The organism is Streptomyces sp. NPDC001634 (genome assembly GCF_040298185.1).
Lineage (GTDB): Bacteria > Actinomycetota > Actinomycetes > Streptomycetales > Streptomycetaceae > Streptomyces.
On sequence record NZ_JBEOZU010000013.1, the window covers coordinates 63,370 to 84,788 of the forward strand.

The 21,419-nt window shown below is 70.6% G+C and carries 21 protein-coding genes; 11 read left to right on the forward strand and 10 right to left on the reverse strand.

The window, feature by feature from the left end:
* Positions 1–47: 47 nt before the first annotated feature.
* Together ABT186_RS11115 and ABT186_RS11120 are read left to right on the forward strand one after the other, a co-directional pair.
* The gene (locus ABT186_RS11115; RefSeq protein ID WP_351225859.1) at positions 48–821 is read left to right on the forward strand and encodes an MBL fold metallo-hydrolase; all 774 of its coding nucleotides are present in this window, start codon (positions 48–50) and stop codon (positions 819–821) included.
* A gap of 256 nt (positions 822–1,077) precedes the next feature.
* Positions 1,078–1,701, forward strand: coding sequence for a DedA family protein (locus ABT186_RS11120; protein ID WP_351225857.1), 624 nt, complete (start codon positions 1,078–1,080; stop codon positions 1,699–1,701).
* 14 nt (positions 1,702–1,715) lie between these two features.
* Here the strand turns inward: ABT186_RS11120 and ABT186_RS11125 are convergent, their stop codons facing one another.
* From ABT186_RS11125 to ABT186_RS11140, 4 genes are all read right to left on the reverse strand, one after another.
* Positions 1,716–2,795 (reverse strand): MBL fold metallo-hydrolase, encoded by a 1,080-nt coding sequence (locus tag ABT186_RS11125; RefSeq protein WP_351225855.1) that lies wholly within the window; start codon positions 2,793–2,795, stop codon positions 1,716–1,718.
* Positions 2,792–4,039 (reverse strand): aminotransferase class I/II-fold pyridoxal phosphate-dependent enzyme, encoded by a 1,248-nt coding sequence (locus ABT186_RS11130; protein WP_351225853.1) that lies wholly within the window; start codon positions 4,037–4,039, stop codon positions 2,792–2,794. The genes ABT186_RS11125 and ABT186_RS11130 overlap by 4 nt, the downstream gene beginning before the upstream one ends.
* A 184-nt stretch (positions 4,040–4,223) precedes the next feature.
* A complete protein-coding gene (locus ABT186_RS11135; protein ID WP_351924614.1) occupies positions 4,224–5,261 on the reverse strand; it encodes a hypothetical protein in 1,038 nt (345 codons plus the stop codon).
* 155 nt (positions 5,262–5,416) lie between these two features.
* Complete coding sequence (locus ABT186_RS11140) at positions 5,417–6,133, reverse strand: ANTAR domain-containing response regulator (protein ID WP_351225851.1); 717 nt, start codon at positions 6,131–6,133, stop codon at positions 5,417–5,419.
* Positions 6,134–6,243: 110 nt separating this feature from the next.
* On the opposite strand from ABT186_RS11140, the gene ABT186_RS11145 reads away from it, so the two are divergent.
* Entirely contained in the window at positions 6,244–7,413 is a 1,170-nt protein-coding gene (locus ABT186_RS11145) for a GAF domain-containing protein (RefSeq protein WP_351225849.1), read from the forward strand.
* Here the strand turns inward: ABT186_RS11145 and ABT186_RS11150 are convergent.
* Positions 7,361–8,155: an RNA polymerase sigma factor SigF gene (locus ABT186_RS11150; RefSeq protein WP_351225847.1), complete on the reverse strand. Its 795-nt coding sequence runs from the start codon at positions 8,153–8,155 to the stop codon at positions 7,361–7,363. The two genes, ABT186_RS11145 and ABT186_RS11150, sit on opposite strands and share 53 nt — an antisense overlap.
* A 257-nt stretch (positions 8,156–8,412) precedes the next feature.
* Here ABT186_RS11150 and ABT186_RS11155 point away from each other — a divergent pair, with 257 nt between their 5' ends.
* Entirely contained in the window at positions 8,413–10,206 is a 1,794-nt protein-coding gene (locus ABT186_RS11155) for a thiamine pyrophosphate-requiring protein (protein WP_351924616.1), read from the forward strand.
* A gap of 860 nt (positions 10,207–11,066) precedes the next feature.
* On the opposite strand, the gene ABT186_RS11160 is transcribed toward ABT186_RS11155, so the two are convergent.
* Complete coding sequence (locus tag ABT186_RS11160) at positions 11,067–11,744, reverse strand: TetR/AcrR family transcriptional regulator (protein ID WP_351924618.1); 678 nt, start codon at positions 11,742–11,744, stop codon at positions 11,067–11,069.
* A 70-nt stretch (positions 11,745–11,814) separates the two neighbouring features.
* On the opposite strand from ABT186_RS11160, the gene ABT186_RS11165 reads away from it, so the two are divergent.
* The 6 genes from ABT186_RS11165 to ABT186_RS11190 all read left to right on the forward strand — a co-directional run bounded on the left by ABT186_RS11165 (position 11,815) and on the right by ABT186_RS11190 (position 17,089).
* Positions 11,815–12,648, forward strand: coding sequence for an alpha/beta fold hydrolase (locus ABT186_RS11165; RefSeq protein ID WP_351924620.1), 834 nt, complete (start codon positions 11,815–11,817; stop codon positions 12,646–12,648).
* Between the two features lie 19 nt (positions 12,649–12,667).
* Entirely contained in the window at positions 12,668–13,573 is a 906-nt protein-coding gene (locus ABT186_RS11170) for an alpha/beta fold hydrolase (RefSeq protein ID WP_351924622.1), read from the forward strand.
* Positions 13,570–15,150: an FAD-dependent oxidoreductase gene (locus ABT186_RS11175; RefSeq protein ID WP_351924624.1), complete on the forward strand. Its 1,581-nt coding sequence runs from the start codon at positions 13,570–13,572 to the stop codon at positions 15,148–15,150. Before ABT186_RS11170 ends, ABT186_RS11175 begins: the two co-directional genes overlap by 4 nt.
* A complete protein-coding gene (locus ABT186_RS11180) occupies positions 15,147–15,554 on the forward strand; it encodes an amidohydrolase family protein (protein ID WP_351924626.1) in 408 nt (135 codons plus the stop codon). Before ABT186_RS11175 ends, ABT186_RS11180 begins: the two co-directional genes overlap by 4 nt.
* 123 nt (positions 15,555–15,677) lie before the next feature.
* Positions 15,678–16,310 carry a TetR/AcrR family transcriptional regulator C-terminal domain-containing protein gene (locus tag ABT186_RS11185; protein WP_351924628.1) on the forward strand — a complete coding sequence of 211 codons (633 nt, stop codon included), beginning with the start codon at positions 15,678–15,680 and terminating at the stop codon, positions 16,308–16,310.
* A gap of 548 nt (positions 16,311–16,858) precedes the next feature.
* Positions 16,859–17,089 carry a hypothetical protein gene (locus ABT186_RS11190; RefSeq protein ID WP_351924630.1) on the forward strand — a complete coding sequence of 77 codons (231 nt, stop codon included), beginning with the start codon at positions 16,859–16,861 and terminating at the stop codon, positions 17,087–17,089.
* A gap of 120 nt (positions 17,090–17,209) precedes the next feature.
* On the opposite strand, the gene ABT186_RS11195 is transcribed toward ABT186_RS11190, so the two are convergent.
* Entirely contained in the window at positions 17,210–18,226 is a 1,017-nt protein-coding gene (locus ABT186_RS11195; protein ID WP_351924632.1) for an alpha/beta hydrolase, read from the reverse strand.
* Between the two features lie 22 nt (positions 18,227–18,248).
* Between ABT186_RS11195 and ABT186_RS11200 the strand changes: the two genes are divergently transcribed.
* A complete protein-coding gene (locus ABT186_RS11200; protein WP_351924634.1) occupies positions 18,249–18,509 on the forward strand; it encodes a hypothetical protein in 261 nt (86 codons plus the stop codon).
* Here ABT186_RS11200 and ABT186_RS11205 read toward each other — a convergent pair.
* From ABT186_RS11205 to ABT186_RS11215, 3 genes are all read right to left on the reverse strand, one after another.
* Positions 18,475–18,657: a response regulator transcription factor gene (locus ABT186_RS11205; protein ID WP_351924721.1), complete on the reverse strand. Its 183-nt coding sequence runs from the start codon at positions 18,655–18,657 to the stop codon at positions 18,475–18,477. The genes ABT186_RS11200 and ABT186_RS11205 overlap by 35 nt on opposite strands.
* Positions 18,658–19,047: 390 nt before the next feature.
* On the reverse strand, positions 19,048–20,226 hold the full coding sequence (locus tag ABT186_RS11210; RefSeq protein ID WP_351924635.1) for a DUF3500 domain-containing protein: 1,179 nt from the start codon (positions 20,224–20,226) through the stop codon (positions 19,048–19,050).
* The gene (locus ABT186_RS11215) at positions 20,216–21,319 is read right to left on the reverse strand and encodes a zinc-dependent alcohol dehydrogenase (RefSeq protein ID WP_351924637.1); all 1,104 of its coding nucleotides are present in this window, start codon (positions 21,317–21,319) and stop codon (positions 20,216–20,218) included. The genes ABT186_RS11210 and ABT186_RS11215 overlap by 11 nt, the downstream gene beginning before the upstream one ends.
* Positions 21,320–21,419: the final 100 nt, after the last annotated feature.

A 21,419-nucleotide genomic window follows, 5' to 3' on the forward strand; every position in this document is an offset into this window, starting at 1 on the left:
ACTCCTGCCCGTAGGCTCGAGGGGAGTCGCGCGAAGGAGGCAAAGGAGTGCCGGTGCAGATCACTTGGTGGGGTCATGCCACCTGCACGGTCGAGGACTCCGGTGTGCGCGTCCTGACCGACCCGGTGTTCGCCCGCCGCCTTGCGCATCTGCGGCGGCGGCGTGGTGCTCCGCCGCCGGCCGAGGCCGCGGTGGCGGACGTGGCGCTGGTCTCGCATCTGCACGCCGACCATCTGCACGTGCCGTCGCTGGCGCAACTGGCCGCGGGCACCCGCCTGCTGGTGCCGCGCGGCGCGTCGGGCCAGGTGCCGGGGCTGCGCCGCCTCACCCGGCTGCGGTTCACGGAGGTCGTGCCCGGCGACCGGGTCCAGGTCGGTGACCTGGTCGTACGGGTCGTTCCGGCGCGGCACGACGGGCGTCGGCTGCCGATGGGGCCCCATCGCTCCCCCGCGCTCGGGTTCGTCGTCGAGGGCGACGCCCGGACGTACTTCGCCGGGGACACCGGTCTGTTCGAGTCGATGGCGGAGGAAGTCGGGCCGGTCGACGTGGCGCTGCTGCCGGTCGGCGGCTGGGGCCCGTACCTCGGGGAGGGACATCTTGATGCGGGGCGCGCGGCGCAGGCGCTGGCCCGGCTGATGCCGCGCAGCGCGGTACCGGTGCACTACGGCACGTACTGGCCGATCGGGATGGACGCCGTGCGCCCCCATGAATTCCACGCGCCGGGCGACGAGTTCGCGCGCCTCGCGGCGGAGCGCGCGCCGGAGGTGGCGGTGCACCTCCTGTCCCACGGCGAGAGCGTGCGCCTGGAGGCGGCCCGATGACCACCGTGGCGCTCCGCGCGGTCCGCCGGCCCGCGACCACCCACACGCCCCGCACCGCAGCCCGCCGCCCGAAGCCCGACCCCGCGCCCCACACGGCAGCCCGCCGCCCGCTGCACGCCTCTGTGCCCCGAACAGGCCCCGACCCGGCAGCAGTCGGCGGACCCGCGGCCGGACAGGGGGTCTCCATATCGCCGCCGAGCGCTCGCTCCGGCGCGTCCCGCCTCTCGGCCCTCACGCTCCCGGAGGTAACCCGGTGATGTTCCTCGCCGCCGCGAGTACCACCGTGCCCGCGGAGTCCACTCAGCAGGCGGTCGGTTATCCGTCTCTGTTCCTGCTCGTGCTGATCGGTGCGCTCGTGCCGGTCGTGCCGACAGGTGCGCTGGTCAGCTCGGCGGCGGTCGTGGCCTTCCACCAGACCGCGCCCTTCTCGCTCGCACTGGTCTTCGTCGTGTCGGCGTTCGCGGCCTTCCTCGGCGACATCGCGCTGTACTGGCTCGGGCGGCGCGGCATGTCGTCGAAGAACGGTTCCCGCTGGCTGGAGACGATCCGCGACCGCGCCCCGGAGGATCGCCTGGCCCAGGCTCAGGAGAGGCTGAGCGACCACGGCATCGCGGTGCTCACCCTTTCGCGGCTCGTGCCGGCGGGCCGTATCCCGGTGATGCTCGCCTGTCTGCTGGCCGGGATGCCACTGCGGGACTTCGCGCGGGGAGACGCCCCGGCCTGCCTCGCCTGGGCCGCGGCCTACCAGCTGATCGGCATTCTGGGCGGCTCCCTGTTCCCGGAGCCGTGGGAGGGCGTGGTGGCGGCGGTCGCGCTGACACTGGCGATCAGCGCGGCGCCCGGCGTATGGCGCCGGATGCGCCGGACCGCCGCCCCCTGAACACCGGGCGCCGCTCAATCCAGCACCCGTGACGCCCCCACCGGCAGGTCCCACAGGTCCTCGCGGGCCAGCCCCGCCTTCTCCCAGGCGGCCCGTACCCGCGCCAGCGGTTCCAGGACCGGCTCGGCCGACAGCACGAACGTGCCCCAGTGCATGGGCGCCATCCGCCGTGCGCCGAGGTCGGCCGTCGCCCGCACCGCCTCCTCCGGGTCGCAGTGGACGTCGCTGAGCCACCATCGCGGGTTGTAGGCACCGATCGGCATGAGCGCCAGGTCGATCCCCGGATAGCGGCGGCCGATTCTTTCGAACCAGTGGCCGTATCCCGTGTCGCCCGCGAAGTACACGCGCTGTCCGTTGCGCGCCGTCAGCACCCAGCCGCCCCACAGCGAACGGCAGGTGTCGGTCATGGTGCGCTTGGACCAGTGGTGCGAGGGGACGAAGTCGAAGCGGACACCGTCGAGTTCGGCGCCCTCCCACCAGTCCAGCTCGGTGACGAGGGTGAACCGGCGCCGCCGGAACCACGGGGCGAGGCCGGCCGGTACGAACACCGGTGTATGGCACGGGAGTTCACGCAGGGTCGGGGCGTCCAGGTGGTCGTAGTGGTTGTGGCTGATGACGACCGCGTCGATGCGCGGCAAGGCACTCCAGGCGATGCCCACGGGGGTGATCCGGGCCGGTGTACCGAGGATGCGCCGTGACCAGACCGGGTCGGTGAGGACGGTCAGTCCGCCGATCCGTACCACCCAACTGGCGTGCCCCGCCCAGGAGACGGCGACCGTGTGGGCGTCGACCCGCGGGAGCGGGCCCGGCTCGTACGGCAGCAGCGGGATGTCCTTGAGCCCCTCTGGCCCGGGACGCACCGCACCCTCGCGGGCGAAGCGGGCGAAGGCCTTGAGGCCGGGCAGAGGCGCGGTCAGCCGGTCCATGAAGGAACGCGGCCAGATACGGCGCTCGCCGAGCGTTCGGGGCTCGGCGAGCGGAGGGAACGGGGTCAGCGGCTTGGGGTCCGGGCTCAGCAGGGGCATGGAGGCCGGCTCACCGGCGTCCTGGTGCGCCGGAACGGAACTCGTGGTCGACTCGGACTGCTGCGTCATCGAGGATGCTCCCATCGCTGAGCGTCGTCGCGTAGATCGTCGAAGACCGATCCCAGGTGACTCAACGCGCGTCGCACGTGTGGCAGTTCCAGCGGCGCGGAGGAGATGAGGCCCTGGGCCCGTTCCTCAGCCGTCGTGCCGAGGAGGGGACCGGTCGACAGACGGACGCGGAGAGCCGCGAGGTCGTCCCCGAAGCGATGGCCGCCGGGCGCGGGCATACCGAGCCGGGCGCTGAGGAAATCCTCCAGTTCCTGTGCGTCGCCGACGCCGTGCGCGTCGAGCGCGGAGCGCAGCGGCTCCAGGTCGGCGTAGAGGTGGCGCCCGGCCTGCGGGGGCCGGGCGAGGGCGCCCGCAGAGACGACTGCATGGTGCAGGGCGGCGGCCACGCGCGCGTGCAGCGCGATACCGGCGGTGAGGCGCTGGGCGACGTCGGGGGGCTCGTCGAGGGCGTACGCGGCCGCGGCGGCGACCGGGTCGGCGACACGGGCGCCGAGCGCGGTGAGCACGTCGAGGACGCGGGCGCGCAGCCCGGCGCCGTCGGCGGTGGCCGGGAAGCGGGCGACGGCCGCGGGCCAGCCGGCCGGCAGAAAGGCTCCGGCGAGGTCGGTGACGACGGTGACCCGGTCGGGGTACATCTCGGCGGGGCTGAGCAGCACGGTGTCGTGCGGCCGGTGCACGGTGTCGCGCCAGGTCTCGTCGCTCACCAGGTGGAGCCCCTCGCCAACGGCGGCCTCGACGGTCTCGTGCACCACTTCGGGCGGTGCGACGGTGGCGGTCGGGTCGTCGGCGACCGCGAGCACGAGCAGGCGCGGGTCGCCGCCTTCGGTACGGATCCTGCGGACGGTCTCCAGGAGGGCGTACGGGTCCGGGACGCCACCGCACTCCGCGGGTGTCGCCACGTGGTAGACGGACCGCCCCAGCGCCCGGACCTGGGGCGCCCACCAGGCGGGGCACGGCCGCGGGATCAGCACGTCACCGCCGAGCGCGGCGGTGACCGCGACGAGCAGGGCGGGGGCGCCGGGGGCGGCCGCCACCGCGCCGGGCTCGGCGGGCAGTCCGCGTCGGCCGAAGTAGCCGCAGGCGGCCTGGAGGAGGGTGGGCAGTTCGCCGGAGGGTTCGGCGGCGTCGTGGTCCGCGGTCGCGGCGAGCGTCATGGAAAGGCCCGGCAGGACGGGCAGTCCCTGGTCGGGAAGGTGCGGGCCGTAACGGACGGGGCCGTGCCCTTCGGGATCCGTCCGCCGCATGCGTGCCTCCGCGCAGTCCGTGGTGACCTGACCGGCCCCCGGCTCGCTCCGGGCCCTCGGTCCCTGGCCGCCGCCTGTTTTCGTACTCCTGTTCCGTTACGGTCTCGTTGACGGCCCTCGGGCTCTGAGTACCCAGTGCTGTGCCCCGCCATGGGCGTCCGCCGGGGCTGCCCCGGTCAGGGCGTCAGCCGCGCACGGACCACCCCCCTCTCCACACCCGGTGAACCGCGGCGCCGAGCGCTGCCGCGATCAGAAGACAGCCCATGACGAGCGCGGGCACGGACTCGGTGAAAGCTCCGCCCTCGCCCGCCTGCACCCCGTGCTGGGCTCCCACGGGCGGCTCGTCGTCCTCCTTCTGCCCCGGGCGCGCGCTCTGACTCTCGCCCTGCTGTTTCTCCTCCTGCTTGCCCTGGGCATCGGGCTTGCCCTGGGCATCGGGCCTGCCCTGGGCATCTGGCTTGCCCTGAGCATCGGGCCTGCCCGGAACATCCGCCTTGCCTTGGGCATCCTGCTTACCGGGAGCATCCAGCCTGCCCTGAGCATCCTGCTTACCCGGACCATCCGGCTTGTCCTGAGCATCCTGCCTACCCGGAGCATCCGACTTGCCCGGAGCATCCTCCCTACCCGGAGCATCCGACTTGCCCGGAGCATCCGACTTGCCCGGAGCATCCTCCCTACCCGGAGTCTCCTGCCTGCCTTCAGCTTCCCCTTGCAGCTTCCCCGGGCTTTCCCCCGGCCGCGTGGAGCCGTCCCGGCTCACGCTGAACGAGGCCTTCCACGGCATCTCACGGCTGCCCGGGGCCACCGGGCACCGTCCCTCGACACCCCACTCCGCCTCGCGCCCGGCCAGGCCGGCGACGGTATCGACGGGCCCGTCGGCCGGAATGCGTGCCGTCCCGCTGTACCGGACGCCGGTCGTGGCCCCCCTGCGACCTGCCACTCCGCCGGCGCGGCCTGCCGTGCCCTCACCCCGGCCCCCGTTGCCATCGGCCCGGTTCAGCCGGACCTTTCCCCCCTCGAAGCCCTGAGAGACGGCCTCGATGAACTCGGGAAGGGCGCCACTGACCGCATCGCAGGTCACCGAGACCGTGACCTCACCGCCGGGTGCCGCTGAGCGCGGGCTGACATCCGCGGACGGATCGGCGAAGGCGGGCGGGGCGACGGCGCCCAGGGCGGCACCGGCCAGTGCGGCGGCGGACAGGACACGGGCGCTGCGGCGCATGCGGGGGCTCCTTAGGCCGGGTTCCTCCGGGGCACGGCGGTCGTACCTCCCAAACCCATGACAGCCCGCCCGGGGCAGGGCCGCGCGCGGCCCTGCCCCATTCGCGCTACCGGCGCCGCCGGGTGGGTGACGACGGCGGGCCGGGGCCCCGCGGTTCAGTCGGACAGCGACACAAGCTGCCGTTCCAGCCCTCGGCCGCGCTTGTCCACCACGGCCGCGGCGACATCGGAGAGCTTGCGGTTGGTGCCCTGGGAGATACGGCGCAGCACGCCGAAGGCCGCGTCGGCGTCGCAGCCGAGGACGTGCATCACGATCCCGCACGCCTGGTCGACGACGGGCCGCGAGCGCAGGGCGGTGCCAAGCTGGTCGAGCTCGGTGAGCGCGGCACGGTAGGAGCGGTCGCGCACGAGGCAGCTGGCGGCGAGGTCGCCGAGCGCCCGGGCGGGGCCGTGCAGGGCGTCCTCCAGGGTGCCGGGCCGGAAGCTGTAGAGGCTGAGGGTGACGGTCAGCCCCGAGCGCCGGAAGGGGATCGTGACGCTGGACCGTACGCCCGCGTCGAGTGCGACGGCCCGGTACGCGGGCCAGCGCTCGTCCCGCAGCAGGTCCGCCGCGTCGACCGGCTCGCCCGACTCCAGCGCCGCCGGGATCGGCCCGTCGCCGGCCCGGAGCTGGACCGCGACGAGTGCGGCGAGGTCGGGGTGGGTGACCGCGGCGGGCCGGTCCGCGCCGTCCCCGGCGACCATGCTGCTGGCACCGCAGCAGTCGCTGGTGCAGCGCGCGGCCTGTTCGGCGAGTTCCGACAGCCGCCGCCCCGGAAGGGCCGATTCCGGGGAGTCGGTTCCCAGGTGATCGAGATGTTGGGTCTCCGGCATTCTCCACCTCCACTCGCGTGCGCGTGCCCGCTCGCCGCCGGGGAAAACGGAATGCGCCGGTTCCGTCAGTGAAGCCCCTGGACATGACCCTCTCGGGATACGTTCGTCGGATGGCGCAGACGGACGAATTCGGTGAAGAGCTCGCGGATTTCGTACGCCGGGTGGCGGAACTCAAGGCGGCCCGTTCGATACCGGCGGGCGACCTGCCCACCGTTCTCGACGCGGCGATCTTCGAACTCGACCATGTGGCCGGTCGGTTGTGGCCGTGGTACCAGCGGCTGGCCACGGGCGCCCAGGCCGTGGCCGACTCCGGTGAGCGCGAGGAGCAGCAGCTGCTCAAGGCGCTCTTCCAGCGTCTTCCGCTGCCCGTCGCGCTGGTGGACCGCGAGACGGTGGTGCGCCGGCTGAACTTCGCGGGCACCGCGTTCACCGGAGTCCGTGCGGGCTATGCGACGGGCCGTCCGCTGACCGGGTTCCTGGCCCACGCCGACCGGGCCGCGTTCCGTTCGCAGACGGCCGCCGTCGCGCGCGGCGAGGGCGACCGCAGTCTGAGCGTGCGCCTCCAGCAGCGCCCCGGAGTGCCGGTGCGGGCGACGCTGGCCGCGCTGCGGCCGAGCGGTGAGCCGCGCACGGCGGTCCTGGTGGTACTGCAGCCGGCGGACGCCCGGGTGCCGGCCGGGGAGCACACGCCTCCCGGCGGCATCCCGAGCCTGACCGAGACCACCCGGCACGCGGCACTGATGGACCTGCTGGACGCGATGACCACGACCCTGCTGACCGCGCCCGCCGACACGGTCCTGGAGCGGGCGGCCCGGGTGCTGCACGGCCGGTTCGCGGACTGGGTGGTGGCCGACGCGGGGGCGGCGCGCCTCACCCGTACGGTTGTCCTCGGCCCCTCCGGCGAGGAGGCTGCCGCGCTGGCCGCGCAGGATCCGGCCGAGTGCCCCCTGGTCGCGGAGGCGGCGCGGGGCGGCTCCGCCTCCCTGCAGGTGCGGCCCGAGGACCCGGAGGCCTTCGGCCGTGACGCCTCGGGCGCCCCGGTCCTCGTCCGCGCGAACGTCACCTCGCTGCTGTGCGTACCGCTCACCACAGGGGGCACCGTGCACGGGGTGCTCACTCTGTTCCGCAGCGGTGCCCGGCTGGCATTCTCGATGGCGGAAGCCCAGGCGATGGACATGATCTCCCGTCACATGGCATTGGCGCTCGGCGCGTCGGTCCGGACGGAACCTAGGCGGCGTCCTGCATCACCTGGTCCCGCAGCCGGTTGCAGCAGCGGCTGATCAGCCGGGAGACGTGCATCTGGGAGATGCCGAGCCGTTCGGCGATGCTGCTCTGGGTCATGTCGTCGAAGAACCGCATGTAGAGGATGGCTCGTTCGCGTTCGGGCAGGGCCCGCAGCCTGGGCTTGACGGCCTCGCGGTCGACGACGGTGTCGAGCGCGGGGTCGGGTGAGCCGAGGGCGTCACCGATCGAGAACCCGTCCTCGCTGCCCGGCAGTTCGGCGTCCAGTGAGAGGGCCGTGAAGCTCTCCAGGGCCTCGAGGCCCACCAGGACGTCCTCCTCGCTCATCCGGGCGCACTCGGCGATCTCGGCCACGGTGGGCCCCCGGCCCGAGACGGTCTGCGCCAGGTCCTGGCGGGCGAACCGCACCCGGTTGCGCAGGTCCTGGACACGGCGCGGCACGTGCAGGGTCCACATGTGATCGCGGAAGTGCCGTTTGATCTCTCCGGTGACGGTCGGGACGGCGTAGCTCTCGAAGGCGTGGCCGCGCTCGGGGTCGTACCGGTCGACGGCCTTGACCAGGCCGAGCGCCGCGACCTGACGCAGGTCGTCGAAGCTCTCGCCGCGGCTGCGGAAGCGCCCCGCCAGCCGTTCGGCCATGGGCAGCCAGGCCTCGACGATCTCGTCGCGGAGCATGTCGCGCTGTCGGCCCGGGGGGAGCGTGGCGAGCCTGCGGAAGGCCTTCGCGGTGTCGGGGGCGTCGTCGTGGGGGTGGTGCTTCGCGCTCGCTGTGTTTCGCATGGTGCGTCGCAACTCCCTTGATGGTGCCTTGGGTGGACGGTCACCGTGGGAGCGCGCCGCGCCGGACGGGCACACCCGTGGCGGGTCTTCGCCGCTCCCACGGACGTGCCTCCTGTCCGAAGCACTGAGACGCGCCTGCCCCGCCGTATGCGCGGCAAACACCGGACGCCCTGCCAAGCCCCAGGTTTTCCCGGCACAGCCCGGGTGACTCGACAAGTGCGATCCGTACGTCCCTCTCTTCCCACAGGAGGTCCCCGATGACCACCAAGGTCGCCGACCACGTCCTGGAGCGTCTGCGTGAGTGGGGTGTGGAGCATGTCTTCGGGTATCCCGGCGACGGCATCAACGGTCTGCTGGCCGCCTGGGGACGCGCCGAGGACCGGCCGCGGTTCCTCCAGGCGCGGCATGAGGAGATGGCCGCGTTCGAAGCGGTCGGCTACGCCAAGTTCAGCGGCCGTCTCGGAGTGTGCGCGGCCACGTCCGGAGCGGGCGCGATCCACCTGCTCAACGGCCTGTACGACGCCAAGCTCGACCATATGCCGGTCCTTGCGCTCGTCGGCCAGACGGACCGCACGGCGATGGGCGGCTCGTACCAGCAGGAGGTGGACCTGCACACCTTGTTCAAGGACGTGGCCTCCGACTTCGTCGAGACGGTGAACGTCCCCGAGCAACTGCCGAACGTCCTCGACCGAGCGATCCGCACCGCGTACGCCCGCCGCGCCCCCACGGCGGTGATCATCCCCGGTGACGTGCAGGAACTGGGCTACACACCGCCGACGCACGCGTTCAAGATGGTGCCCTCCAGCCTGGACCGCAGCGCATGGACGGCGATCCCCACCCAGGAGTCGCTGGAGCGGGCCGCCGAGGTCCTCAACGCCGGCGACAGGGCCGCGATCCTGATCGGCCAGGGCGCGGCGGATGCACAGGCGGAGGTGCAACGGATCGCGCTGCTGCTGGGAGCGGGAGTGGCGAAGGCCCTGCTCGGCAAGGACGTGCTGAGCGACGAACTGCCGTATGTCACCGGGGCGATCGGGCTGCTGGGCACGCGCCCTTCGTACGAGCTGATGCGGGACTGCGACACTCTGCTGACGATCGGTTCCTCGTTCCCGTACACCCAGTTCCTGCCGGACTTCGGCAAGGCGCGGGGCGTACAGATCGACATCGACCCGCACATGGTCGGGATGCGCTATCCGTACGAGGTGAACCTGGTCGGCGACGCGAGGGCGTCCCTTCAGCGGCTGATCCCGCTGCTGGACGCCGACCGCGGGCGCGAGTGGTACGAGACCGTCTGCGCGAATGTGGCGCACTGGCGCGAGGTGATGCAGAAGCGGGCGGAGCTGTCCGCGGACCCGATCAACCCCGAGTATGTTGCCCGGGCGCTGGACCCGCTGCTGCCGGGGAACGCGATCGTGACGTCGGACTCGGGCTCGGTGGCGAACTGGTACGCGCGGCATCTGACCATGCGGTCGGGGATGCGGGGGTCGCTGTCGGGGACGCTGGCGACGATGGGCTGTGGGGTCCCGTACGCGATCGGCGCGAAGTTCGCCCACCCGGACCGGCCTGCGATCGCGCTGGTCGGTGACGGGGCGATGCAGATGAACGGACTCGCGGAGCTGATCACGGCGGCGAAGTACCAGGACCGCTGGACCGACCCGAGGCTGGTGGTGGGGGTCTGGAACAACCACGACCTCAACCAGGTGACGTGGGAGATGCGGGCCATGGAGGGCGCTCCGTCGTTCCTGCCCTCCCAGGAGATCCCCGACGTGCAGTACGCGGCGTTCGCCCGCTCCCTCGGGCTGACCGGTGTGCGGGTGGAGAAGCCGCGGGACGTGGAGGAGGGTTGGCGTGCGGGCCTGGAGGCGGACGGTCCGGCGGTGATCGAGTTCCTCACGGACCCGGCGGTGCCGCCGATCCCGCCGCACGCCACCTGGAAGCAGCTGGAGTCCACGGCGGCCGCGTTCCTGAAGGGCGACGCGGATCGCGGCGCGATGGTCCGCCACGGCTTCAGGGCGAAGGTGCAGGAGTTCCTGCCCGGGCACGGCCACAAGTAGCCACCGGTTTGTTGAACGGCGCTGAAGAGTTCAGTTGCGCACGAAACAGTTCAGTGGTCAGTTCAGTAGCGCGGTGAACTGTTCAGTGCGGAACTGCCGTACTTGACATCGTGGTGCGGCTGATACTCCCGGACGTCACGCCACGGGGCTTGCGGAATACGCTGGGCACCCAGCGGCCATCGGCGCCATCGGCGCACCGTGCGGGCAGGAGCAGCGCTGGCCTTCTCGGCCGGCCGGGTCCCCTCCCGTGACGGTGACGGGGCCACGATGAGGGCTCACCGCTGTGCCTGAGCTCAAGGCGGATGGAGGCATTGGCCGGGGACGTCTGTCCGGTCCGTCGGGCGTGAGCAGCGGCAGCAGGACTTGGTCGATGAGGCGCCGCGTGGATCGGATCACGCAGGGATGAGGTGACGGCCCTTCGTGCGAGAATGCCGATCTCGGGAACACGTGTAACCGTCAGACGCACGCCGTCCCCTTATCTGTTGGAGGGGCCGGGTCAAGTCCGTCTGGGCAGTGTGGTGCGTGGCTGGCCCAGCCTTATCTCGGTGCGCAGACGGCTTGATGGTTGTCTGGCGACATGATGATGGATGGGGTCGGGCTCACGGAGTGCGGCCTCTCGGTCTTTTGAGGCCGTGGGGTGGCACGAGGCGGCCGGGCAGGGGACCTGCGAAAGCCGGCCACGGGCATCGTGGAAGTCGGGCGGGGTCGCGCACCGGGCGCCGGGGACGTCGGGCCGGGATGAGTGCCTGGTGGCCCAGTGCATGTGGCACGCTCCAGCCGCACTCCCGAGATGGACAAGATCGCGCCGACAGACGCCGCCACCGGGCACGACCTGACGCTCGACGCAGCTGTTGCCCTGGTCAGCCGCCATCACGGAAGTCCCCCAGCCCGCTGAGGATGGGATCCAACCCAAAGGGGAAGACCTCTTCGACAAGCACCGGCAACGCCTCCGCGATCGAGTGGACAGCGGGGAACCGTGCCGGATCCACGCCCCGGAGGGCAGCGACCGGCACCTCGTTGCGCCGCCCACCGGCGCCGTTCTCATGGTTGAGCTGTATCGCCAGGCCACATACGTGGCGAGCCAGCGTCACATACGCGCATGTGGCCAGTGAGGCCTCGAATCCCGCCTTGAGCAAAAACGCGACACAGCGCTCCCGCAGCGCCATCGCGTTGGGGCCGACGGGAATCTGCTCGGCCAGCAGCCTGGCAGCGTTCCCGTGCCGACCCAAGGCGCGGAACATGGCGTGTGCCACCACTGTCAGAGACCACTGCCAACTCGCCGACGCCAGTTCTCGATCGTCCAGTTCGACGAGGCCGAACATGTGGTCCACGACCTGCGCCACGAGCTCTGCCCGGTTGCCGAAATGCCGGTACAGCGTCGCCGTAACCGAGCCCAGGCGCTCGGCCAGGGCCCTCATCGACAGCGCCTCCGCTCCCTCCTCGTCGACGATCTGCAGCGCCATGGCGACGATCCGGTCCGGTGGGACCGCCGGACGACCTGCAGGGCGGCGCACGAACTGATCCATCTCCTCGCTCAAGACCACCGTGGCCGTAACACGCGGGGGCTTCCACTTGACACGAAACTATATCGGTAACAGTGTAGCCATTATGAGTACCTGGTCTGAGCCCCAGCCCGATTCCCGGTTCGTCGAGGTGGACGGCCTGCGGATCCACTACAAGCGTGCTGGGCACGGCCCGGCACTCGTGCTGCTGCACGGCAGTGCCTCATCGCTGCAGCACTTCGACCGCGCGACGGATCTGCTGTCGGATTCGTTCGATGTCATCCGTCCCGACCTGCCGGCGTTCGGACTGACTGGCCCGCGCAAGGACCGCGACTACCGCGTTCCGGCATACGCCGCGACGGTGGCGGGCTTCCTGGAGGCGCTGGGCGTGCCGCGCTACGCGTTGGCCGGCAATTCCCTGGGCGGCAACATCGCCTGGAACGTCGCGCTGGATCATCCGGAGCGGCTGACGGGCCTGGTTCTGGTCAATGCCACCGGCTACCCGGAGAAGACGGTGCCCGCGGGGATGCGCCTGACCCGCAACCCGCTGGTGCGGCCCCTGCTGAGGCGGGTGATGCCGCGCGGGGCCATCGAGCGCAGCCTGCGCGAGAGCGTCGGGCCGTATTCGCAGATCGTGGACGACGCCATGGTGGACCGCGCCTATCAGCTCATGAGCCGCCCCGGTAACCGCTCGGCCTTCGTCGACTTCTGCAACACCGACCAGCCGGACCGCAGCGCTCAGATCCCCCGCATCACGATGCCGACGCTGGTGCTGCGCAGCGCGAGCATCGACGGCCAGCACTTCGCCCGCGACATCCCCGGCGCCCAGGAGCTCGTCCACCCCCACGGCGGACATCTGCTGCCGGAGGAGGAACCGGAGTGGGTCGCGGACGCGATCGCGAAGTTCCTCGGCTCCTGCGCCGACACCCCCGCGAACTGAGGGCAAGGAGGCCCGTTCCATGAAGTACTTCGTCGCCTCGGGCGAGGACCGCAAGCTCACCGCCGACTCGCGCAAGGCGCTGCGCGGCAGTTTCATCGAGCTGTCCGACGGTGTCACCCACTACGAGTTGACGGGGCCCGAGGACGGAGAAGTGGTCCTGATGGCGGGCGCTCTGACCATACCGCTGTTCTACTGGGACGGCCTCGTCGGCGAGCTGCACGCCCGCGGGTTGCGCACGCTGACCTGCAGCGCCTACGGCCGCGGCTACTCCGACCGGGTACAGGCGCGATACGACGAGACGCTGTTCACGCGACAGCTGGCCGAGCTGACGGACCGGCTCGGCCTGACGGCGCGGCCCCTGCACCTGGTCGGCACCTCCATGGGCGCGCTGGTCAGCATGACGTACGCCGCCCAGTACCGCTCGTCGGTGTCCACTCTCACCATCGTCGGGCCGGCCGGTCTCGCGAAACCGCAGTTGACCTCCCCCCACCGGCTGCTGCGCAGTGATCTGCTGGCCGGACTGGTCGCCGGCCGCCGTGGCCTTCAGCTGCTCCAGGGGCACCTCGGGCACAACGTCCGCGATCCCGAGCTCGGCACGAAACTGACCGAGATGGTCCTCGACTGCCTCCGCTTCGAGGGCTCGATGTACGCGGCCTTCGACACCCTGCAGCACCTGCCTCTCACCGGCCGTGAGGACCTCTTCCGGCGGACGGGGGCACTGGGCATTCCGACGCTGCTGCTGTGGGGCGACGAGGACCACGTCACGCCGCTGGCGCAGTTCGACACGGCGCGCGCTCTGCTGAAGCCCCAGAAACATCACGTCATTAACAGTTGCGGGCACATGGCCCCCTTCGAACGGCCTCTTGACGTCGCCGATCAGCTCGTCCCGTTCGTGTCCGCACGCACCGAAAGGCTCGACTCATGAACCGTCCGCAGGCCATCGACGTACTGATCATTGGCGCCGGCCCCTCGGGCTCCGCCTTGGCGATCGACCTCGTACGCCGCGGACTCGACGTCCGGATCGTCGACAAATCCCCGCACGCTTTCGACGGCTCGCGTGCCAAGGGCATTCAGCCCCGCAGCCTCGAAGTCCTCGAAGACCTGGGCGCTCTCGACGACGTGCTGGCCGGCGGCGACATCTATCCCAAGCTCGGGCTTCATGCAGGACCCATCGGTGTGCCGTGGAAGATGTTCCCCCACAAGGAGGCGACCCCGGACGTCCCGTACCCGAACACCTGGCTGATCCCGCAGTTCCGCACGGACCGCGCCCTGCACGCCCGGCTCGGTGAGCTCGGCCGTCAGGTCGAGTTCGGCAAGGAACTGACCGAGCTGACGCAGGACGAGGACACGGTGGTCGCCAAGGTGGTGGGCGCGGACGGGGTCGAGGAGATCGTCGCCCGCCATGCCGTGGGGGCCGACGGCGGCTCCAGTGCGGTGCGCAAGCAGCTCGACATCGGTTTCGTGGGGACGACGGACGAGGCCGACCGTGTGCTGATCGTGGACGCCTCCGTCAGTGGCCTGGCCCGTAACCGGTGGCACATGTGGCCCGGCCTCGGCGGCAAGCTCATCGGCGCCTGCCCGATCCCCCACAGCGACATGTTCCAGTGGATGATCCGGCTCACGCCCGACGAGAAGCCGCCCCAGGAGATCGGCGCCATCATCGACCGGATCCACTCCCACACCCGCAACCGGCACATCCAACTGCACGAGATCCACTGGACGTCCGTGTTCAGGCCCAACATCCGTCTCGCGAAGCACTACGGCCGCGGACGTGTCTTCCTCGTCGGCGACGCCGCGCACGTCCACACCCCGGCCGGTGCCCAGGGCCTGAACACCGGTATGCAGGACGGCTACAACCTCGGCTGGAAGCTCGCCCAGGTCCTCGCCGGAGCCGACCCGGCCCTCCTTGCCACCTACGAGGCCGAGCGGCAGCCGATCGCCGCCGGGGTCCTGGGCCTGTCCACGGAGAAATGGGGCGGCATCGCCAAGCTCGACCCCTCCAGCATGAAGCGCGGCAACGACGAGCAGCAGCTCTCCCTGACCTACTACGGCGGCCCGCTCGCCCCCGCCGACGGCATGCGCACCGAGACCCTGCGCGTGGGCGACCGCGCCCCGGACGCCCGACTGCTCGGCGCCGACGGCGCCGAGACCCGCCTGTTCACCCTCTTCCAGGGACCGCACTTCACCGCCATCGCCTACGGCCCCGGCGCCACCCGGGACCTCGAACTCCTCGACTGGCCGACGACGGGCGCCCAGCTCAAGCGGCTCACGATCGGATCGACCGCGGGCTTCTCCGACCCCCAGAACACGCTGCGCAGTGCCTACGGCCTGACCGGCGACACGCTGCTGCTGATCCGTCCCGACGGCTACATCGGACACATCGCCACCCGGGACTTCCTCACGACCACGCAAGCCGCCGTGCAGGCGATGACGCCCGAGGCAAGGAGCCGCACCATGTCCCAGCCGAGCCACACCTCCCCCGGTTCGGGGGCCACTGAATGAGCCGCATACTGCTGCGCGGGGCGCAGGTCATCACGATGACGCCGGACCGGCCGGACTCCGAGCACACCGATGTCCTCGTCAACGGCGACCGCATTGCCTGGGCCACGGTCGATGGGGCCAAGGCACTGGGCCTGGCCGACTGGGTGGGAAGTATCGAGGCGGGCATGCAGGCCGACCTGGTCGCCGTCGACGCCCGCGCACTCAACCTGTGGCCGGCACACGACCCCGTCGCCACGGCTCTGCACGCCGACATCGCCAACATCGAGGCCGTGATGGTGGCGGGCACCTGGCGCAAACGCGATCACGTTCTGCTCGCATCCGGCCTCGACAAGGTCAAGGACCAGCTACGTGAGTCCGGAGAACGGCTGCTGCACAGCATCAGGCCCGCGGGCTCTCCCGGCTGACACAGCGCAACGACCCCAGATGAACCGCGCCGACGGGCACGGCACCGCGTCCTCGTCGGCGCGACGGCCACGCGCCTCCCAGAGCCGCACGCCGCGGCCTCGTTCCCACAGCAAGAAGGTGCCGTGAGCAGCCCCATCCCGACTACCGCGGGGATGCCCCGCGACGCTCTGCACCAGGAGCAGATCGTCCAGGCGGCCATCGCCCTTCTGGACGAGGGCGGCATCGAGAGTCTGACCATGCGAAGACTCGGCAGCCGTCTCGGTATCACCGCGGCAGCCCTCTACTGGCACGTCAAGAGCCGACACGATGTGCTCCTGATGGCTGCTGACACCGTCTGGGGGCAGACACCTCTCTCCGCTCTCGACGGTCTCGAATGGCGTCCGGCCCTCCTGGCCATGGCGGACAACCTGCGTTCGATGCTCCTCAGGCACCCCTGGCTGCTGGCCACCATGACCGTCCAGCCTCTCGACGGCCCTGCCAGGGACCGCCATGACGAGCACCTGCTGGCGGTCTGCCAGGCGTCCGGCCTCACCAGACGGGATGCCGAGCAGGCCGCCCAGAGCGTCGTCACGTTCGCGATCGGCGCCGCCCTCGCAGCCACTCCTCGCCCGCATGTGTCCTTCGGCCTGCAGTCACTTCTCGACGGCGTCGAAGCCAGGCTTGCCGCCCGCACCCGAGTCGACACAGCAGACGAGGCAGACGCTCAGCTCGACCGCCGTCCTCTGAACCACCTGGATCCACCGCGTGGATTCTGATCTTCGGTATCGGAGCGCGTCTCACCTGCGCAAGCACGGACTAATGAACCGGTCCGACTTCGACGTCGACGTGATCGGCCGACCCGGAACCTCGCGTCGGCGTCCTGGACGGCGAGGCAACGCGGACGCTGCAAAGGCTGGAGTGTACGAGCGCGCAATCGTTGACATGCTCCCAGGCACCGGTGCGCAGTGGATGTCGCCGCGTGGCAAGGTGGTGGTCACAAGCCTTCCGGCCGAGAAGCCTCAGTGTCATCCGTCGGCACCTGCGCTCGGCGCTTGCAGAGTGCGGAGCGACGGACGTACGCCTCAACCACGCTGTCACGTTCCTTGATGCACGCGGCGAACTCGGACATGCGCGAGCAAGTATCGTCTTGGGGTGTGACGGCGCCAACAGCGAGGTACGCAAGCTCATTGGGGCCACGTTGGTCGGATCCGACTTCACCGACACATGGCTGTCGACGAGCACCTGCACGGCATCCGGGACCCAGCTGAAGTCATGGCCGCCTCTTTTCGGATCGCCGCCCCAGCTGGCCAGGGCCCATCCGGAAGTGACCCGGATCCTGAACCGTCGTGGCCTGCAGCACATCCATTCTGAGATCGGACTCGCCCCCCGCGCCCTGCGGGACGTGGAGGAAGGCGTTGCGTCCGGCCGCTTCGACGTGCCCGATCCACTCGTCGCCCTCTCGGCGCTCGGTGAAGGCCAGCTGGCCCTCTGGGAACTGAGGTCCGCACGCCCCGATGTCAGCGCCGACGAAGCGCGGCTGACATGGCGGAAATGATCCTGTGCATGCTCGGTCTCCCCCTCGAGGAAGCACGCGAAGTCGCCCGGCGCCCCTTTCCCGCTCTCGACTGATCGAGCCGGCCTGGCCGTCGAGGCCGGTTCGGCATGTCCGGGGCGGTCAGGGCTTTGCCAGGGCAGTTCGCAGAGCGTCGAGGGCGGCAGCGCGGAAAGCGGTCATCGAAGGTGCTTTGCCGTCGAGCAAGGCATCAGCACCGTGGTACATGCCTGATTCGACCCGCAGCTCGCAGGCGACGCCGGCCTCGCTCAGGCGTCGGGCGTAGTCGACGTCTTCGTCGTGGAACAGGTCGATGTCGCCCACGCCGATCCACGCGGGCGGCAGCCCGTCGAGGTTCTTGCGCCTCGCCGCCGCAGCATAGGGGCGATCGTCGAGGTCCTGTGGCGGGCGGCCGAGGTAGGAGGTCCAGGCGAAGCGGTTGGAGTCCGGGGTCCACGTATAGATGGCACTGTCGGGAGGGTCGACGCGTAGAGCCGTGCGGTCGTCGAGCATGGGGTAGATGAGGAGTTGGAACCGGACCGGCACTCCTGCATCGTGGGCGCGCTGGACTACGGCGGCGGCGAGCCCGCCTCCGGCGCTTTCGCCGCCGACGGCGATGCGGGCGGGATCGATGCCGAGGGCGGCGGCGTTGGCGTGAAGCCAGCTAAGCGCACCGAAGCAATCGTCCAAAGCTGCGGGGTACGGATTTTCGGGTGCGAGGCGGTAGTCGACGCTGACGACCAGAGCGCCCAGTTCGTCGGCAACGCGGCTGCACCAGGTGTTTTCCTGCCGAGCGGCACCCATGACGGTTCCTCCGCCGTGGATCCAAAGCAGCGCTGAGCGCGGTGCTTGGCCTTCTGCCTGGTAGGTGAGCACCTCGACGGGGAGGTCGCCGGTCGTGGCCGGCAGCGTGCGCTGCTCGATGCGGACGCCTGGCCTGGAGGCGGCTCCCGCCAAGGGCACGAGGCGGCGAGCGATGGCCAGAGTGACCGGGTTGCCGAAGTTCAGCGGGAGGAAGAGCACTGGGTGCCGCAGCTCGCGAGGGACTGCCGCCAGGGCGCGGCGACGTGTGCTGATCGCCGCAGCAACGCCGAGGGTTGCTGCGGCGCCCAGTTCGGCGAGGACTCGTCGGAGCGTCATGTACTGCGCACCTTTCGTTCGGGTGGTCACGGTTCTCGGGTTCCAGGGTGGCGCCTTGACGGTCGGCCGCGGTTTCCAGTCCGGGCAGTGGTTGCCGGCAGATCTCGTGGGCCTCGTCTCTGGTAAGGCCGAACATCGGCAGCAGATCCTCGATGACCTGGTCGGCCGCTTCGGCGTCGTCGCGTTCGGGGTTGTCGTGCAGGAGTTGGCCGCGGCAGAGCGCCGCGTCCGCGAGGCCATGTCCCTGTTCACGCCGGCCAGGGCCAGTCCGTTCCCGCTCTGACGAGCCCTACTTCGGAGGCGAAAGCCACCGCCCGGTCGCGGGTCCCGGCACCGATCCTGGCGAGGATGCTGCTGACGTGTGACTTGACCGTGGTTTCGGCCGGATGCAGGTCCTCGGCGATCTCTCCGTTGCTCCGACCCGATGCGATGCGGGCGGAAACCTCACGCTCGCGTCCGGCGAGGTGGTGGAGCGGCCGCTGTCGTCCCGATCCTGGTCTGGGACGGAACGTTTCAGACGGTGAGCGAAGGTGTCGAGGAGTCTGTGGGTCACACTCGGCGCGATGACGGCGTCGCCTCTGGCCACTGCGTGGACTGCGGCGATCAGAACGTTGTCGGGCTGTGGTGCAGAGGCCATACGGACCCTCTCGGAGCCGGTGTCGGCCTCGCCGACGACGGTCAGTCCAGGTTGTCGTTCGAGGATTACGCGCGCGGCAAGACGTGGCAGGGGCTCTTCGTCGACGATCAGCAGGGTCATCATGGTGCTGGTTCTTTCGTGGGGGCCAGCGGTACGGGCGTCTACGGCGCTGCCCGGGTAGGCCCTACTCGTGTGCGATGTGTGCGCGGTGTTCGGCGAGCACGTCCAGTCCGAAGTCGGAGGTCAGGTCACGCCACACCGAGTGGGCGTGGTTGGCGTACCGCTGTGTGTTGTCGTACTCGATGAGGACGCGAGGGTCCTGCACCCGGTAGTAGTGCGGTTCCCCGGCGTCCGTGCTGCCCGCCCAGCCGAAATGCACCGCGTCGAGGACGATGTCAGAGGCGTAGTGGGTGTCGTAGGCGTCTGCGAGGAACTCGGGTGCCCGTCCGGTGTAAAGGCTGACGAGCCGGCGCAACAGGTGCCGCTGCTCCTTGTTCAGGTCGCGACCGCTGATGCCTTTGGGGGGAATCGTGATGGCCACGCGCGCGTGATCGTTCTCGGTGTATCCGCTGCCCGCTTCCGCCCGGCGGTCGATGTCGTCGACAAGCCGGTCCAGCTCAGGGTCGGCGAACCGGCCCCGCCACAGGTCCTGCATGTGCATCATCGTGTCGCCGTGTTCGACGCGTGGGCGGTTGCCGGAGACGATGTCCGAGACTGCGGACGGGTGGAGCAGGGCGCTTTGGAGTTGGCCCGTGTCCAGACTGCGGACCAGTTGACGGGCCGTCTCCTCAGGGCCTTCCAAGGGCCGCAGGGTGCCTCCGATCAGCTCGGTCGTGGCCGGGTCGGCACCGATGAAGCAGGGGGTCGTGGAGACGAGCCGGCCGGCGACGACGAGGTTGTTCAGGGAGATGTGGTGGCCGCCGAACCGCCACGCCCAGACACGGTCGCCGGGGCGGCCGAAGATCCTCAGCCAGTAGAGGCCGGGGTCGCGTCCGCGCTGCCTGCCCCAGTGGACCCGCCACCCTTCCAACTGGTCCAGGACGTTCTCCAACCCCATCACGGTGGTGACCGTGGCGTAGCCCGGAATGGACAGTCCGGTGGCCACCAACTGCATGGCCAGGCTCTGTTGGCGAGCGTTCTGGTCTCGGACGGCGAGCCCGCCGTGTTCGGTGGGAGTGTAGAACCAGCGCAGGCGCTCGGCCTCCGCATCCGGGTGGAGCGGGGAGTCGTAGGCGGCGAGCGGGAGTTGGTCCTCGCTCAGGCTGTTCAGCCAGGCGGTGGCAGCATCGGCCATGGCGGCCGCTGCCTTCTCCCGCCCGGCTGCCAGGGCGTCGGGCACGGTGCCCTCCCGGTCACCGGTCACCGGCGGACTCCGGGGCCTCGGAGATGTCAAGCATGACCTTGATGGCGTTGCCCCGGCGCTCGGCGTAGGTGTCGAACGCCTCGGCTACGTCGGGCAGCCCGAAATGGTGGGTGACCAGTTCCGCGGTGCGCAGCCGACCCCGGGCGGCCAGGCCGACGGCGCGGGCCAGCGAACCGGTGCCCTCGCCGCGGACCGTCTGGATCGAGATGCCGTTCATCACGGCGTGGTTGAGGTCGGCCCGTACGGGCCCTTCGAAGAAGCCGACGAGGACGACCTTCCCGGACCGCTTGGCCATGCGCAGCGCGTCGTCCACCGCACTCGGGGCGCCGGAGCACTCCAGGACGATGTCGGCGCCGATCCCGTCGGTCGCCTCCCGAACCGCCGCTACGGCGTCCTCCTCCCGGGAGTTGACGATCAGGTCCGCGCCGAAGGACTTGCCGATGGCGAGCCTGGCTTCCCGCGTGCCGGCCAGGGCTACGGTCCTGGCCCCGAGTTCACGTGCGACCTGTACCGCGAGCAGCCCTATCGGTCCGGGGCCGATCACCGCGACCGTGGATCCGACGAGCAGGGTGTCGAGCACGTCGAAGGCGTGCATCACGGTGCCCACGGTGGTGAGGACGACCGCGGCGTCGAAGTCCACGGTGTCCGGCAACCGGTGGAGGGTCGCCACGTGGTTGAGCGCGTACTCCGCGAAGCCCCCGTTGACGGTCATCCCCTGCACACGGTGCCCGGTGTGCCGCAGGCCGTAGTTGAGGCAGTCCGTGTAGGCCCCGGCCAGGCAGTTGGCGCAGCGCATGCAGCCGCGGTGGGCTTCCGTCACCACCCGGTCGCCGACCCGGAACTCGTCCACGGCGCGGCCCACCGCGGCGACGACGCCGGCGTACTCGTGGCCGGGTACGAACTCGCCCGCGGCCGGGCCGCCGTCCTTGAAGAAGTGGCGACTGCGGATCTTCAGGTCCGTTCCGCACAGGGACGCCCTGCGGACGTGTACCAGAACGTCTTCCGGTCCCACCTGCGGCACGGGCAGCGTCGCGACGGCAAGGGTGCCGGGCTCACCCAGCACCGCGGCCTGCATGGTTTCCGGCAAGGACATAGGGGCCTCCAGTTACGGCCATGAACATGCGTCGGAAATCGAACCGAAACGGCCCTGTTCCCCACCTCATCTTGCACGCCGGCAACGCCTATTCCCTATT

Excerpts from the sequence above, each read along its gene's own strand:
- ABT186_RS11215 (WP_351924637.1), bottom strand. The coding sequence starts at position 21,319 with ATGTCCTTGCCGGAAACCATGCAGGCCGCGGTGCTGGGTGAGCCCGGC.
- ABT186_RS11125 (WP_351225855.1), bottom strand. The coding sequence starts at position 2,795 with ATGACGCAGCAGTCCGAGTCGACCACGAGTTCCGTTCCGGCGCACCAG.
- ABT186_RS11150 (WP_351225847.1), bottom strand. The coding sequence starts at position 8,155 with ATGCGAAACACAGCGAGCGCGAAGCACCACCCCCACGACGACGCCCCC.
- ABT186_RS11180 (WP_351924626.1), top strand. The coding sequence starts at position 15,147 with ATGAGCCGCATACTGCTGCGCGGGGCGCAGGTCATCACGATGACGCCG.
- ABT186_RS11195 (WP_351924632.1), bottom strand. The coding sequence starts at position 18,226 with ATGACGCTCCGACGAGTCCTCGCCGAACTGGGCGCCGCAGCAACCCTC.
- ABT186_RS11175 (WP_351924624.1), top strand. The coding sequence starts at position 13,570 with ATGAACCGTCCGCAGGCCATCGACGTACTGATCATTGGCGCCGGCCCC.
- ABT186_RS11135 (WP_351924614.1), bottom strand. The coding sequence starts at position 5,261 with ATGCGCCGCAGCGCCCGTGTCCTGTCCGCCGCCGCACTGGCCGGTGCC.
- ABT186_RS11120 (WP_351225857.1), top strand. The coding sequence starts at position 1,078 with ATGTTCCTCGCCGCCGCGAGTACCACCGTGCCCGCGGAGTCCACTCAG.
- ABT186_RS11145 (WP_351225849.1), top strand. The coding sequence starts at position 6,244 with ATGGCGCAGACGGACGAATTCGGTGAAGAGCTCGCGGATTTCGTACGC.
- ABT186_RS11155 (WP_351924616.1), top strand. The coding sequence starts at position 8,413 with ATGACCACCAAGGTCGCCGACCACGTCCTGGAGCGTCTGCGTGAGTGG.
- ABT186_RS11170 (WP_351924622.1), top strand. The coding sequence starts at position 12,668 with ATGAAGTACTTCGTCGCCTCGGGCGAGGACCGCAAGCTCACCGCCGAC.
- ABT186_RS11165 (WP_351924620.1), top strand. The coding sequence starts at position 11,815 with ATGAGTACCTGGTCTGAGCCCCAGCCCGATTCCCGGTTCGTCGAGGTG.
- ABT186_RS11140 (WP_351225851.1), bottom strand. The coding sequence starts at position 6,133 with ATGCCGGAGACCCAACATCTCGATCACCTGGGAACCGACTCCCCGGAA.
- ABT186_RS11130 (WP_351225853.1), bottom strand. The coding sequence starts at position 4,039 with ATGCGGCGGACGGATCCCGAAGGGCACGGCCCCGTCCGTTACGGCCCG.